The following is a 13,980-nucleotide window of genomic DNA, read 5'->3' on the forward strand; positions in this document are numbered from 1 at the left end:
GTGTCATCCTGACGATCGCTCACCTCGACCACACGCGCGAAGACTGTGAGCCCGACAATCTCCGCGCGATGTGCCAGGGTTGCCACCTGCGCTACGACCAGGACCACCACCCCCGCACCCGGGCCGAAGCCCGCCTTGCAGCGCTCGAAGCCTCCGGACTGCTCACGTTCGAGATGTAGCCAACCCGACCTTGATCAAGTGCTTGGCGCTAATGCCCCTCCGTCGCCGGCATGTACCGAGCGCTCGCCGAACACGCCAAGCGCCAGGCGAGCCCCGAAGCCGTCGACCAGGACCACGCCGACTTCGCCGCCCTCCAGCTCGGGGTGCCGGTAAGAACCGCTGTCACCAGCCGCAAACGGTGGTGATCTTGTCTGGTGTCCCTCGTGCGGGTGAGCCCGAGGCCGTACGGCTGCGGTGTGTGAGCCCGCGCGAGGACGGTCCACGACCGTGGCCCGTACCCCGTTGGACCTGGATGAGCTGGTCGAGACTGGCCGTTGTTGAAGGACGAGCAGGTGCTTGTGTCCGGCAAGCGCGGTGCGACTCGGCTGGGCTTCGCCGTCCTGCTGAAGTTACTGGAATCCCACCTCGGAAGGGGACTGGAGTCCTCCGCGGCGGGCCTGCCCGCGTCCCTCGCCCGCAGTGCGGGCGCGGGCGTGCTGAAGTGATCCACCACCCCGGTGCCCGGGCGGGCGCGGCAGCCCGGGTCCGCAGGTTGTTGTGGTCGATCCACACGTGGTGGGCGCCGTCCATCTGGATGGCGTCCCAGTCGTGGTCCTTGTCGTTCCACGTGCCGGCGTAGGAATCACGGATCGTCAGGTTCCTGATGATCACATTGTGGACACCCTGACCCAGGAAGAACCCTCCGCCGACGATGTGTCCCGAGGTGCCTGCGCCGACGATGGTCTTGTCCGAGGCGACCTTGATCTCCTTGCCCTTGGGGTTCATGGTGATCGTGCCCGCCACGACGATGACGTACGGCTTCGGGGCGGTCGCGTACTTCTCCAGGTCGGCCAGGGTCTTCACGGTGACGATCGCGCCGTCCCGGCCGCCGTAGGTGCCCTCCTGTCCCAGCGCGTTGACCGAGGCGAAGCCGTCCGCGACCTCACGGGCCCAGGCCGGCCCCGTTGTCGCGGCCGCGGCCTTCGGCCGGGCGTCCTCGCCGAACACTCCGAAGGCTCCGCCGTACGACACGCCCACTGCGGTGGCCGTGGCCAACGGGATGCCGACAGTCAGGCCGAGTCTGCGCCTGCGGTGCCGTGCTTTGGGCTGAGCGGTGTCCATTTTCACTGTCCTCGGGGATGGCTGGGGGGTGTACACGAGCCAGTTGCCGCCGCAGGCGAAAAGGTTGCCGCACTCCCGCCGATTCCCACACGCGCGGGGCCGGGCCGCCCGAGCACCGCCGTTTGCGGCTGGTGACACGGTTCTTACCGGGCACCCCAGCTCGGAGAAGTCCCCGGACCCCGCCCCGCTTTCCCCGACCGAGTACCACTTCGTCGTAGCTTCGGGAGAACAGGGCCAAGATCCCCGTGGGTTCAGGGAAACCGAAGGTCCTTCAGCGCGAACCCACGGGTCCACTGGTGTGCGTTAGGCCGATGCATCCGTGGGTTCGGGCGAAACGCGAGGATGCTGAGCGATCCGGAGGGCTCTGTGACGTCGGCCTGGACGTCCTCGGGTCATGACGACCGCCCAAAAGATCCTGCTCTTTCAGTTGAACCTTCCCCCGTTGAAAGCGGAACCTTCCCCCTGCCGAAGGGGCCCCGGAATGCCGTCGCAGGGGCCGGAGAGTAGCGTCGTGGATGAGGCATCCATGCTGATTTGTCCACCCGTGGGCAGCAGCGGGCGTCTCCTTCTCCCGTGACGGCAGCCGAGTCGGCGGAATTCCGGGGGCGCGGGAGAGCGACACTTCCCGACAACCCGAGGAGTCACCGTGTCCGGGGAACTGCTCTTCTACCGCAGTGACAACGGCGTCATCGCCACCGGCCGACTGGAGAGCGACGGCATCTTCACCCAGCTCGCGGACGGACAGCTCAGCGAGGACTGGACCCATATCGTGGCGATAGGACGAGAACTGCTCTTCTACCGCAGTGACAACGGCGTCATCGCCACCGGCCGGCTGGGCAGCGACGGCATCTTCACCGGCCTCGCCGACGGGAAGCTCAGCGACAGCTGGACCCACATCGTCGCCCTCGGCCGCGAGCTCTTGTTCTTCCGGGCCGACAACGGTGTCATCGCCACCGGCCGACTGAACAGCAACGGCATCTTCACCCAGCTCGCCGACGGACAGCTCAGCGCGGGCTGGACCCACATCGACGCCCTCGGCCGTGAGCTCCAGTTCTACCGCTCCGGCAACGGCAAGATCGCCACTGGCCGCATCGACACCAACGGCATCTTCACCCAGCTCGCCGACGGACAGCTCAGCGCGGGCTGGACCCACATCGACACCCTCGGCCGTGAGCTCCAGTACTACCGCTCCGACAACGGCAAGATCGCCACTGGCCGCATCGACACCAACGGCATCTTCACCCAGCTCGCCGACGGACAACTCAGCGCGGGCTGGACCCACATCAACGCCCTCGGCCGCGAACTCTTGTACTACCGCTCCGGCAACGGCCAGATCGCCACTGGCCGCATCGGCACCAACGGCATCTTCACAGGACTCGCCGACGGACAACTCAGCGCGGGCTGGAAGATCATCACCGGCGTCGCATGACCGCCGCCGGAGCAGGGAACCGCCATCGCAACATGGTGAGAGGGTGACCCCCGTAGCCACGTCGAACGACTCCCACCTTCGGTTACACAGTCACGCTGGACCGGTTTCGAGGTCGGTCGGGTCGGTCCGGAGAAGCCGCCGTGCTGAGTCCGCGTAGCGGATGGCGGTCTTCTCGTCGATGCCGAAAACGAGGGCGAGGTGGAGCGGGTCGGCACCGTGGGTGAGGGCCTCTTCGAGCTGGCGGTCGACGCGGAGCCGTTCGAGGGTGGCGGTGAGGTTGCGGGTGGCCCGGGTGGTCCAGAGCTTGCCGGTCGGGCCGTTCGACTGTGGTCTTCTGGGTGATCAGCAGGTGGGGGTTGGCCGTGTTCGACCGGAGGCTGCGGCGGTGGTCGAGCCAGGCCAGGACGGCACGGCGGGTGAGCTCGTCGCGTGGGCGGACGTGGCTGCCGACGGTGATGCGCCGGTTGCCCAGGTCGACGTCGTCCAGCTGCATGGTGCGGATCATCTCCGGCCGTGCCGCGTGGACGGCGGCCAAGGCGATGATGAGCCCGATGTCTGGGGTGGTGGCGGTGGCGATGGCCTCGTCGATGTCCGCCTGGACCAGGACCTGGAGGACGCCGCCGGTCTGCCGGGGGACAAGGACGCGGATTGTGGGGTTGCGGAAGATCTGGCCGTTCTTCTTCCCGTGCCGGAACAGCGACCGCAGCGCGACGATCCGGCTTTCGCGCTGTTTGCCGGTGACAGCGTCCCGGGCGGCGATGATGTCCTCCCGGGTGACCTCTCGCAGGTGGTCGTAGCGGCTGGACCACTCCAGCAGCACCGGCTGGGGCTCACCCAGGTAGGCCCATGCCGTATGCCGGGAGCGAGGCTCGGACCGCGGGCCACACCAGTGCTCGGTTCACGTCGCTGGTGATCGAGCGGCTCCAGCCGCGGGCCGCCTCTCCCAGCGCTCGGGCGGCCTGCTGGGCCCGGACCGGCCAGGGATTGGCCAGGTCGGCGTGGAGTTCCCGGTCGAACCGGCGGAAGTCCCGAGTGGCAGTGAACAGCGTCAGTTGCGTTGCTGTCGTGGTCACGCGAGGCGGGTCGGGAAACGGCGTTGGCTTCATCACGCGCCGTCCGGCCTTGCCGACTCGCGGCCCGCCGTTCTCGGGCCGCTCGAGGTTCGCGAAGAACAACTGCTGGCGGGTCACCCGCCGTAGGTACGGCTCGATCACCGAAGCCTTGCCGCTTGCCTTGATCGCCCAGGTCGCCTGAGCCCGGCAGAGACGGCAGCAGCCGTACTTGTCATCGACCGGGACCTGCCGCCGGCAGCCGACGCATTCGCCGACGGCGTGTTGCCGGCCGTAGGTGTAGCAGCCGCGGCAGAACCGGCCGGGCAACTGCCCCCAGGCGAACAGCCTGAGCAGGAAGCCGCCGGCTTGTTCTCGCTGATTTTCCCCATGGTGATGGTGACCAGGTCACATCGGCGGCAGGGAACGGCCGTCGCGGCGCTTGGGCACGACGGCCGGGACCACCACCGAGCCAGTCGTGGCCTCCTGGACGCCAGCCTGCTGACCTGGGAGCCGGACCTTCCCGGGCTCGGGAATCAGCAGATCGCCGACCTCACAGCCGAGCACGACACAGATCACGTCCAGGTCCTCCAGTTTCAGGGAGACCGGCTGGCCGGACCACAGACCGGACATTTTCCCGGCCGAGATCACCAAGCCGTGTTCGGCCAGGCTCCGCTGGAGTTCGGACGCCTTCCAGACGCCTTTGTTGGCGGCGGTCAGCCGCAGGTTCCACTTCATCCCATCGGTCCTTCCAGCCGCTTCGCAGCCCGCTGCTGCCCGGACACCCAGGCGTCCTCGACCCGGGTCTGCTGGACGTGGATGTACCGCATCGTGGTGGCGATCCAGGAGTGACCGAGGACCTCCTGGATCCCGAGCAGATCAAGACCACCGAGGTGGAGCTCGGACGCGCAGAAGTGCCGCAGCACGTGCGGCGTGAGCGTGTCGTCCCAGCCAGGCAGATGAGTCCTCGCCGCGCCGCGTCCTTGGCCCCCCGCGGCCGGTTCATCTCGTCGATCGGGCACTCGACGACCCTCCCGGTCATCCGGTGGATCTCGACCTTGTGCCGCAGCTCCAGGAACAGGAAGTACGTGGTCAGTGCCTGCGCGCGAGCCAGCCGGGTGCCACTCGGCGAACCCCGCAGCACCTTCCCGAAGTACCCGTCGGCGTCAGTCGGCTCCATATCCCACAGCGGTCGGCCGAACCAGGCCCGCATCTGCTCCAGGTGCCCGACGTCCCCGCGGAGGGTGCCGTCCGCCAGGCCCGCCGAGGCCCGCGCGAGAACGAACCCGGCGAGCACGTCGGTTTCGAACTGCTCCAACTCCTCCGCCGAGACCGGACCACGGAACCCGCGCAGGTCGCGTACGGCCGCCAGCGCCAACCGGAGCCTCCTCCCCTTCACCCCGATCGCAGATCAACCGGACAAAGTGAGAACGCTTCGAGAATCCTGAAGTTACGTCACCAGCTCGAAGAACACCCCAAGGAGATAGAACACCCTGACCACGGGGACAAGGACTCGGCGGGGCTCAGGGGAACTCACGGGATGTCGCACAGACGAGCGTTCTGAACGTGGGTGAACACCTCGCCGAGCCGTGGGCGGGACGGCCGAGTCGTGCTTCTGTCCCTTCGCGGGAAGGAGAGTTCGCAGCTCCTGGAGGCTGATGCGGTTGAGTGGAGAGTCCCATCAGGGCGGAGGTCCGGACTGGACGGGATGGATGCCCGGCCGTGGGTGCATCGCGCGAGTCGACGCCCTGCCCGCGGAGCCAGGGCCGCAGGGCGGTGGCGGCGCGGATGCCGGCTCGGGCGGTCGCGGCCCGGGTCAGGCTGAGCGGACGTTTCTCGAGCTCACCGGTTTGGCTCATCATCCGTGACGGGCGGGCGGCTCGGCCGTTGTGGGGGACGTCGTCCGTGCCGTGGCTCCCCGCGGCAGAGTGAGTTCAAGGAGATCTTGATGTTCCGTTTCGCCAAGGCTGTAGCTGTTACCGTCGCCGCTGGTGCTGTCCTGGCAGGCGGGACCGGCATGGCCGCCGCCGACGCCACGGCAGAGGGCGCTGCCATCGGCTCCCCGGGTGTCCTGTCCGGCAACGTCGTCCAGGTGCCCATCCACATCCCTGTCAACCTCTGCGGCAACACCGTCAACATCGTCGGCCTCCTCAACCCCGCCTTCGGCAACACCTGCATCAACGACGGCGGCTCGGACGGGCACCACAAGGCCGACCACCACGGCTAGTACTGACAGCACCAAGTCCTGGACCCGGCGCGCTCGTCGCGCGGCACATCCAGCGCCGTCATCTGAACCAGCCGCAGCGTAGCCCTGTACAGATCGGCCTCCCCCTCATCCTCCAAGGGGAGGCCGTTCTCATGAGGGGGGCCAGCCAGCCAGCCGAGCCAGGCCACGGGGAGCGGGTTCCGCTCCTCCCGGTCCGCGCGACCGGATCTCGGTCGCGGTGGGTGGTGGGGCGGCCCGGTGCTACTGCCGCCAGAGCGCTCTGGTCACCGGGCCTCGCCCGCGCACGCCTTATCGGCACGGACTGCGCCCGACCATAGCCGCGGGCGGCCAGCACGCCGCAGCACAACCACAGGATTCGGCATCCCGTGTGAACGCGAGGGTCGGCGTTGACGCCCGAGGCTGACACCACCACTCCCACGAGAAGCCGCCCCGGGGATCCCTCTCCCGCGTCAGCATCGGGCACCGCGCTCTCCGCGCCGGCGGGGCTACCGGTGCACGCGAGCGTGCGGGTTCGCCGGCCTGTCGTGTGGGCAGTGACTCGCGGCGGGGGCGGTCGGTCAGGGGATGACATGACGGCAGTGCCAGGCTCCCCGGTGCGCCGGGCCGGGCGAGCCTGCCGGAGCGGCCGGCCTTGGTTGGGCCCCGGCCGGTCCGGCAGGCATAGATCCGTCCGTACGCGAGACGGTTGAGGAGATCGTGCGGGCGGTCCGCGAGGGCGACGACGCCGCTATCCGCATCTTGTTGGCCGATCTGGCCGCCGTCGCGGACACCGCCGCCCTGCTGTACCTGCGCGAGCGGCTGTACGCCACCCAGTGACCTGCGGCTGCGGTGGTCACGGCCGGCCGGGCAGCGATGCGGCGGCCGGTAGCTCGTCGGCGGCGCGGGTGAGGAAGTGGCGGGTGTGCTCCGGGTTCAGAGCCTGGGCCTGGAGGTGGTCGTACATGGTGCTGTGCTGCACGTCGGATCGTTTCTCCAGGTAGAGGTCGCTGGTGAATCGTTCCAGGTACACCGTCCCCGCCCCAGGGGCGTCTGGGAAGGGGCGTGATGGCGCGGCGGCCGTTCTCCAAATGGCCGATCTTGGGCTGGGAGATCAACAGGCGTTCAGCCACCTGCGTACTGGTCAGGCCACAGGCCAGGCGGACCCGGCGCAGCTCCGCGCCCAGCCGGAGTCGTCTGACGGTTGGGTTTCCGTTCACCGCCGCGGGCGGTGTACCTCCGGCGCGGGACTGACTGCCAGCCACGGCGCAGGAGCTGGGCTTCGGCTCCGGGATGACCTGCTGGCGGCGTCTGGCCGCGTGGAACGAGGCCGGTGTGTGGACCAGCTGCACCTGGGTGGGTGTCACCGGGGCGCACCTGCACGCCGTGGTCCGCGGCGACATTTGATGCTGTGACGGGTGGTGCTCAGGCTGGAAGGGGCCAGCCGGCGGGCTCAGCCCCAGCCCCAGCCCCAGCCCCAGCCCCAGCCCCAGCCCCAGTCATTCCCCGGGTGTGATCCGCCAGGTGCCGTGGCGTACGTCGAGTGTTGCCGTGAGGTCGGCCTGCTGCGGGAACGGAACGTCCAGCTGCCACGGCTCCGGCAGCGCGGCCAGCCTGATCGTCACCTGGTCCTCGGTGACTTCGCCCAGTGCTCCGATCCAGTGGGGTGCGGTGGCGATCAGCTGCTCGGGCAGCCATGCCCCGGGCTCGGGAACGTGCGACGAGGGCTTCTCGCTGAGATTGGCGAGCGCGCCGCCGGCCATCAGGGCCAGCAGCCGCGCCAGGACTGCGGCCGGCAGGTCGGGGGCGCGGGTTTCCAGCAGCGCGTAGCAGTCGTCATGACCTGCGAACCAGACCCGGGAGTCCTTCAGGCCGCTCAGGACCGGCTCGCCGGCGCCCGTCGTGCCGAGCACGAGCGCGAGCTCGTCGAGCTGCTCCGGGGTCACGTCGGCGGTCAGGTGCGGCGGGCAGGTCGGCGGGTTGGGGGGGGCACATCAATGGACACGTCGGCGGGCCCGTTGGCGGTCACATCCATGGACGCGCTGGCGGGCACGTCGACCAGAGTGAGTTCGTACGGCGACCAGGTGCCGTCGAGGAGCCGGGGCAAGAGGTCCCGGTCCAACACCAGGAACTCCTCCCCGAGTGCGTACGTACCAGACGCCCAGGACCCGAGGGGGTGGACCGTGCACGGTACGCCGAGCTCGGCCGCGACCAGCGAGGGCCGGAGCGGCTGCCAGTCCTCGTCGACGTAGGCGTTGCTCTCCAGCGACACCACCGCGACCGTGCCGTTCGCCGCGGCCACGAGCAGGTCAGCCAGCTCGCCCGCCCTGGCCGCGCCTGCGGCTACCCGCCACGCGCCTTCGGTCTCGCGGACGCTGAAGCTCAACGGGAACGGCAGGCGCTTCAGACCGACGCTGTTCACGCTGAACGCGCCCTGCCGGCTGACCTCGATCACTGGCCCGCCCCCGGGTCCCCACCCGGCACCACCGCGGAGCGTGCGGCCGCACGGTCGATGCCGAGCTGGGCCATGAGTTCCGCGGCGGGGTCCGGCCTCTCGCACGCCAGCAGTGCCAGCAGGAGGTGCTCGGATGTGATCCGCCGACCGCCGGTCTTCCTCAGCTCGACCAGGGCGCGGGGGAGGACGGCGCGAGCGCCGGAGGTGAAGGGGGTGCGCTTGCGCGAGGCGGGAGTCGGCAGCCGGTCGATCCCCTCGATGTCGACGCCGACCGCTGCCAGTGCGGACCGGTCGAGCGCGTCGAGAGCGGCGCGTGCGGTCTCCAGGTCCGCTCCGAGGGCTCGTGCCGGGGCGGGTTCGTGGAGCACTCCCAGCAGGAGGTGCTCGGTGCCGAGGCGGCGATCGCCGCGCAGCCGGGCTTCTTCCAATGCTGCGGTGACCGACGCGCGGGCGCCTGCCGTGAATCGCTCGAACATGGTCGTCTCACTTCCCGTACTTGGCGTGGACGGACTGTCGGGAGACGCCGAGGGCGTCTCCGATCTGTTCCCAGGACCATCCCTGCTCCCTGGCGCGTGCTACCGCGGCCGCTTCGACCTGCTCGGCCAGCCGGTGCAGGGCGCCCACCGCCCGCAAACCCACCGCTGGGTCGTGCGACCTGAGGCGTTCTGAGAGATCTCCTGCTTCCATGCTGTCAGCCTGGACTGACGCCCCTCCTTTGTCAACCTAGACTGACACCCCCGATGCTGACCCGGCTCTGCGCCGATTCCCGTACGGGCGACGGATTCCCGGGGTGTCCGGTGCCGCCGGGCGGGGTGCGCTAGTCTCGCGGGGTTTCGCGTTCAGTCCGGCCGGCGAGGGGGAGAAGGCAGCGGATGGAGTTCGAGGACCAGGTCCCCTTCGTGGTGCGGCTGGAGGCCGAGGACCGGCAGGTGCTCTTCGAGAACGGGACCCGCCTGGCCTTCCCCGTACGCCAGGTCCTGCTGCGCGAGCACGAGCCCACGGCCCACGTACTCGTACTCCTCACCGGCTGGACCAAGGTGACCTCCGCTGCCGCGAACGGCTACGAGGCGCTGCTCGCGCTCCGCGGGGCCGGCGACCTCGTCGGAGAGGGCGCCGTGCTCAGCGGGCGGCCCCGGGGTGCGACGGTGACCGCGCTGTCCCAGGTCGAGGCCCTGGCCGTCGAAGCGGAGGTGTTCCGCAGGCTGCTCATCGAACGGCCCGACCTCGCACGGAAGTTGATGGCTCTCACCGCCGACCGGATGCGCGCCGGTGACCGGCGCCGGGTGCAGTACGCGGCGCTGAGCGTGCAGGAGCGCCTCGCCCGGCTCCTGCTGGAGCTGACCCGCGGGCCCCGTGAGGAGGGCTCTCCGGGCGATCCCCGGGGCAACCTTCAGGGCGACCCCGAGGACGGTGTGCCGCTGACGCCTGCGCTGACGCAGAGCGAACTGGCCGGCTCCGTCGGCGCCTCCCGCGAGGCGGTCGCCCGGCTGCTGAAGGGACTGCGGGAGCGGGGCGTCGTACGCACCGGCCGGCGCGGCCTGGTGGTGGTACGCCCTGATGTACTGCGAAAGATGGTGCGCGAGTCGGACGGGTGACCTGCGTGGTCCCCGCCTGATTCCCGCGTGATCCCGGCGCGGTTCTTCCTGTGTGCCCCACATGCCCCGCACACGTCCCGCACGTGCCCGGCAAATACTCCCGCGTGACCCCGCGCGGCGCGGCCGGAAGGGTCCGGCGGCGGCCGTTGTGTGTACGTGGTCACACAGTGAGTGTGCTAGGTTCCGTCGCCTCAAACTCCGTTCTGCTGACACCTTTTGAGTGTCAAGAGGGTCTTCCCGGACCTACGCCACCAGCGGAAGGCAGCCATGCGCGAGCCGGTCAACCGGACCATCCTGCTCCTCGACATCGAGCGTTTCAGCCGACGCGACGATGTCGTCCAAGCCGCACTCCGGCGCTCTCTCAACACGGCGGTCGACCGGACTCTCCGCGCGGCCGGACTGGAGGCCACCCAGCAGTACCGGGAGGACCGCGGTGACGGCCTGATCGTGCTCATCAGCGGGGACGTGGCCAAGACCGCGGTGCTCCGCTCCCTCTTCACGGTGATGCCGGAACTCCTCCACGACCACAACCGGCTCGCCTCCGACAGCGCGCAAATGCGCCTGCGGATGGTGCTGTCCGCCGGTGAGGTCGCGGACGACCCGCAGGCCGGTACCACCGGCGGGCTGGTCGGCCACGACCTCAACCAGGCGTTCCGGCTGCTGGACTCGGACGTCCTGCGCGAGGCGCTCGCCGCGCGGACCGAAGCCCACAGCGTCCTGGCGGTGAGCACGCCGGTGTACGAGGGAGTGGTCCGCCATGCCCACCACGGGATCCGCCCGGAGCTCTTCCGGAACGTCGACGTCCCCGTCAAGGACGGGGTGCTGTCCGCGTGGCTGTACGGGGAGGCTGCGCCGGCGGCGCCCGGACCGCAGGAACCGCCCGCCGTGCGGCAGCCCGGCCCCCAGCCGGTTGCTCCCCAGCCGGTTACTCCCCGGTCGGTCGCCCCCGAGCCGGTTGCTCCCCAGCAGGCCGCTCCTCAGCCCGTGGCGCAGCAGCCGGTGGCCCCCCAGCCGCCGACGCCCGTCGCCACCGGCGCCGTCTTCCACTTCCACGGCGGCGCGCCGGTGGTCCACGGCTCGCTGGTGGGCGGCGACCTGCACGGGGTCAGCGGCGGGCAGGTAGCCGGGGACCTCGTACTCGGCGGCTCCGTTACGAAGACCGGCCCGGCGTCGTCCGTGGCCGCGACCCCTACGCCCGCGACCGCCACGCCCGTGGACATGACGGCCGGAGTCGCGGACGCGACTGCCGTGGACGGGGGCCGACAGTGAACGTACCCGGACAGCAGGCCGAATCGGAGGCGCAGGCGGTCATGCCCGGCCAGGTGGCGCGGGATCCCGCGGCCGAGCCCGCACCCGGGCCCGCCGCGCCGCCGCCGGGGTCCGGCTCCCAGGCCGACGCGGTCCCCGACGATCCCTCCGAGGCGGAGGCCGAGACCGAGCACGCCTGGAACTCCCGCCGGGACCTGTTCCGGCACAGCCCCAACATCATGCTGGGCCGGTCCGCGCAGCTGGGCGGCTCGCTCGTCGGCGGTGACCAGCACGGCGTCAGCGGGGGACAGGTCACGGGTGACGTGATCCTCGGCGGCAGCAAGGTCGAGTACCACCTCGGTGGCGACAGCGAGGAGCGGTCCGGAGAGATTCCGGCAGCCGAGGTCGACGTGCTGGCGGCCCATTTCGTCTACCCGACGTGCGCGGATGCGGATGCGGATGCCGACACCCACCCGGGGCCCACCGCCACCCCCGCCCCGGGCCAAGGCGGCACCGCAGGCCCGGAGTGGGAGCCCGGAAGCCCCTTCGACCTGGCGCTCGCCGGGCTGCGCAAGCACCGCGTGGCCGTGCTGTCCGGGCCCGCGGCCACCGGCCGTCGCACCGCCGCACTCGTCCTCCTGCGCGCGGCGGGCGCGTCGAGCTACCGGGCACTGGACCCGGCCCTGCCCCCGGGACGTCTGGCAGGGGAGCTCCGCGACGGCTGCGGCCACCTGCTCGCGGATTTCCCCGCCGACGCCGAACGGCCCCTGCGCGAACACCACTTACGCTCGCTGACCGAGAAGCTGCAAGCGTCCGGCGGACACCTCGTCATCGTGGTCGGGCCGCACCCCGTCGTCCATGAGGGCATCGGACACATCCCCTGGCAGCCGCCCGAGCCCGCGGCACTCATCCGCGGCCACCTCCGACACAAGGACCTGGCCGGGCGCGACGCCGGTGAACTCCTCGCCCTCCCCGAGGTGCAGTCGGTGCTCGGGCACCGGCGCCCGGTGGCCGAACTGGCCCGCCTCGCCGACCAGATCGCCGCCCACGCCCAGGGCACCGTACCGCTGGCCGACCTGGCGGCCTTCGGCCACTACGCGGCGGAACGCCAGGTACGCGAATGGTTCGACGGCACCGGGCAGAGCCTGCACGACAAGGCGTTCCTGATCGCCCTCGCCACCTTCGACCAGGCGCCCTACCCGCTCACCGCCGAGCTGAGCGACATCCTCTTCGGCCTCTTGCAGCACACCGAGAACCCCGAGGAACCGGCCCGCATCCCGGTGTTCGGCACCTCCAGCACCCAGCGCGTCGAGAACGCCCGGGCGGACCGGTACCAGGAGGCCGAGGAGTCGGAGTGGGGTCCGGTCCTCCAGACGATGGTGCAGTTCCGGGACCCCGTCACCGCCGTCACCCTGCTCCGCGAGGTCTGGACCGGACACCCCTCCGCCCGGCCCGCGCTGGTGGGCTGGCTGCGCAGGCTGGCGGCCGATCCCCGGCCGGTCGTACGCACCCGGGCCGCCTCCACCGCCGCGGTCCTGGCACAGGCGGACCTGCCATCCGCCATGGCGCTGCTGATCCGGCCCTGGGCCTCCGACACCCGCTTCCGGTCCCGGCTGGCCGCGGCCAACGCGCTCGCCCTCGCGCACGGCTTCGGCGCCCCCCACGTACCGCGCATCCTGCGGGAGTGGTGCACGGCCGCCGACCACCGCCTGCGCTGGACCGCCGTACGGGCCTACGCGCTGGTGGGCGAGGCTTTCCCCGCGGAGGCCATGGAGGCGCTCACGGCCGCGGTACGCGGCGGCGCGGGCGCCGCCGGTGGTGGCGGTGGCGGCGGAGACGCGGGCGGCCGGGGAGACGGCGGCGACGGGGCCGGCCGGGGCGGCGCCCGCGACGAGCTCAACCTTCTCGCCCAGTCCGCGGCCACGCTGCTGCTCGCCGCCGGACAGGACGCGAGCGGCCGGCAGGCCGGGGGAGCGGCGGCCGAGCTGTGGCCCTCGCTCGTACCCCTGGCCCGCGGCGGCGCGACACGCGAGTTCGTGATGCGTACGGTCGTCCACGCCGGCGGCCCGACGGACGGTGACGGGGTCACCGGCCGGCCGCTGCTGCTCGACCTGTTCGGCCGGGCCGAGGCCACTCCCGGCACCCCCGGCGCACTGCTCCGGCAGTCGCTGGCCGTGCTGTGGCGCAGCGTGCTGACCGATCCGGTGGCCTCGCCCTCGGGACTGGCGACCCTGCGCCACTGGGTGCGGTGCTCGGGCCGCGACCCCGGTGCCGAACGCGCCCTCGCCGAGCTCCTGCCGCTGCTCGCGGTGTCCGCCGAGGACGGCAGGCGGCTGCGCTACCTGCTGGAGAACGTACGGGATCCGGCCGCCCCGGGCGCCCCGGCCAGCGCGGCCGCCCAGGCCGCCCACGCCGACCAGGCAGCCCAGGCCGGCCCGCCGCCGGCGCCCGTGGCACAGCGGCTGCTCGCCGTCCTCTCCCCGCCACAGCCGGCCGCCACCGCCCCACCCGGGCCGAGCGCGTAACCGCGCGGCCGGGACCGTAACCGCACAGCCGGGGCCGTAGCCATGCAGCCGGAACGGTGACCGCATGGCCGGGGCCGTAAACCCGGGCACGGAACCACGGCCCCGGCCCGCCCGCCCCCGCTCCCGCCTCCGCCCGACCACGCCCAGCACCTGCCCTACCCCGCAGCCGGTGATCTCCACAGCGGCCCACCGCCG

The 13,980-nt window shown here is 71.3% G+C and carries 14 protein-coding genes and 2 pseudogenes; 5 read left to right on the forward strand and 11 right to left on the reverse strand.

Annotation, left to right across the window (positions count from 1 at the left end):
- Nucleotides 1-696: 696 nt before the first annotated feature.
- Nucleotides 697-1,281: pseudogene (locus tag OG764_RS37200) on the reverse strand (pectate lyase family protein); the annotation flags it as partial.
- Between the two features lie 646 nt (nt 1,282-1,927).
- Here OG764_RS37200 and OG764_RS37205 point away from each other — a divergent pair.
- The gene (locus OG764_RS37205) at nt 1,928-2,710 is read left to right on the forward strand and encodes a hypothetical protein (protein WP_328972750.1); all 783 of its coding nucleotides are present in this window, start codon (nt 1,928-1,930) and stop codon (nt 2,708-2,710) included.
- Between the two features lie 82 nt (nt 2,711-2,792).
- Here OG764_RS37205 and OG764_RS37210 read toward each other — a convergent pair whose 3' ends face one another.
- From OG764_RS37210 to OG764_RS37225, 4 genes are all read right to left on the reverse strand, one after another.
- Nucleotides 2,793-3,530 carry a hypothetical protein gene (locus OG764_RS37210; RefSeq protein WP_328972751.1) on the reverse strand — a complete coding sequence of 246 codons (738 nt, stop codon included), beginning with the start codon at nt 3,528-3,530 and terminating at the stop codon, nt 2,793-2,795.
- Nucleotides 3,531-3,540: 10 nt separating this feature from the next.
- Entirely contained in the window at nt 3,541-4,089 is a 549-nt protein-coding gene (locus OG764_RS37215) for a hypothetical protein (protein WP_328972752.1), read from the reverse strand.
- Nucleotides 4,090-4,167: 78 nt separating this feature from the next.
- Nucleotides 4,168-4,497, reverse strand: a complete 330-nt coding sequence (locus tag OG764_RS37220; RefSeq protein WP_328972753.1) for a helix-turn-helix domain-containing protein — start codon at nt 4,495-4,497, stop codon at nt 4,168-4,170.
- A complete protein-coding gene (locus tag OG764_RS37225) occupies nt 4,494-4,685 on the reverse strand; it encodes a tyrosine-type recombinase/integrase (RefSeq protein ID WP_328972754.1) in 192 nt (63 codons plus the stop codon). Before OG764_RS37225 ends, OG764_RS37220 begins: the two co-directional genes overlap by 4 nt.
- Before the next feature lie 1,022 nt (nt 4,686-5,707).
- On the opposite strand from OG764_RS37225, the gene OG764_RS37230 reads away from it, so the two are divergent.
- Nucleotides 5,708-5,986, forward strand: a complete 279-nt coding sequence (locus tag OG764_RS37230) for a chaplin (protein ID WP_328972755.1) — start codon at nt 5,708-5,710, stop codon at nt 5,984-5,986.
- Between the two features lie 832 nt (nt 5,987-6,818).
- On the opposite strand, the gene OG764_RS37235 is transcribed toward OG764_RS37230, so the two are convergent.
- From OG764_RS37235 to OG764_RS37260, 6 genes and pseudogenes are all read right to left on the reverse strand, one after another.
- Nucleotides 6,819-7,055 carry a Scr1 family TA system antitoxin-like transcriptional regulator gene (locus OG764_RS37235; protein ID WP_443056271.1) on the reverse strand — a complete coding sequence of 79 codons (237 nt, stop codon included), beginning with the start codon at nt 7,053-7,055 and terminating at the stop codon, nt 6,819-6,821.
- Nucleotides 7,027-7,182 (reverse strand): annotated as a pseudogene (locus OG764_RS37240) (helix-turn-helix domain-containing protein); the annotation flags it as partial. The pseudogene OG764_RS37240 and the gene OG764_RS37235, both read right to left, overlap by 29 nt.
- Before the next feature lie 279 nt (nt 7,183-7,461).
- Nucleotides 7,462-7,908, reverse strand: coding sequence for a hypothetical protein (locus OG764_RS37245; protein WP_328972757.1), 447 nt, complete (start codon nt 7,906-7,908; stop codon nt 7,462-7,464).
- A gap of 8 nt (nt 7,909-7,916) precedes the next feature.
- Complete coding sequence (locus tag OG764_RS37250) at nt 7,917-8,417, reverse strand: hypothetical protein (protein ID WP_328972758.1); 501 nt, start codon at nt 8,415-8,417, stop codon at nt 7,917-7,919.
- Nucleotides 8,414-8,893, reverse strand: a complete 480-nt coding sequence (locus OG764_RS37255) for a Clp protease N-terminal domain-containing protein (RefSeq protein WP_328972759.1) — start codon at nt 8,891-8,893, stop codon at nt 8,414-8,416. Before OG764_RS37255 ends, OG764_RS37250 begins: the two co-directional genes overlap by 4 nt.
- Before the next feature lie 7 nt (nt 8,894-8,900).
- Complete coding sequence (locus tag OG764_RS37260; protein ID WP_327580050.1) at nt 8,901-9,104, reverse strand: helix-turn-helix domain-containing protein; 204 nt, start codon at nt 9,102-9,104, stop codon at nt 8,901-8,903.
- Between the two features lie 185 nt (nt 9,105-9,289).
- On the opposite strand from OG764_RS37260, the gene OG764_RS37265 reads away from it, so the two are divergent.
- From OG764_RS37265 to OG764_RS37275, 3 genes are all read left to right on the forward strand, one after another.
- Nucleotides 9,290-10,012, forward strand: a complete 723-nt coding sequence (locus OG764_RS37265; RefSeq protein WP_328972760.1) for a Crp/Fnr family transcriptional regulator — start codon at nt 9,290-9,292, stop codon at nt 10,010-10,012.
- Between the two features lie 267 nt (nt 10,013-10,279).
- Entirely contained in the window at nt 10,280-11,281 is a 1,002-nt protein-coding gene (locus tag OG764_RS37270; protein ID WP_328972761.1) for a hypothetical protein, read from the forward strand.
- Nucleotides 11,278-13,785: a hypothetical protein gene (locus OG764_RS37275; RefSeq protein WP_328972762.1), complete on the forward strand. Its 2,508-nt coding sequence runs from the start codon at nt 11,278-11,280 to the stop codon at nt 13,783-13,785. Before OG764_RS37270 ends, OG764_RS37275 begins: the two co-directional genes overlap by 4 nt.
- Nucleotides 13,786-13,980 lie beyond the last annotated feature (195 nt).

Origin of the sequence: Streptomyces sp. NBC_00239, from assembly GCF_036194065.1 — a bacterium.
Lineage (GTDB): Bacteria > Actinomycetota > Actinomycetes > Streptomycetales > Streptomycetaceae > Streptomyces.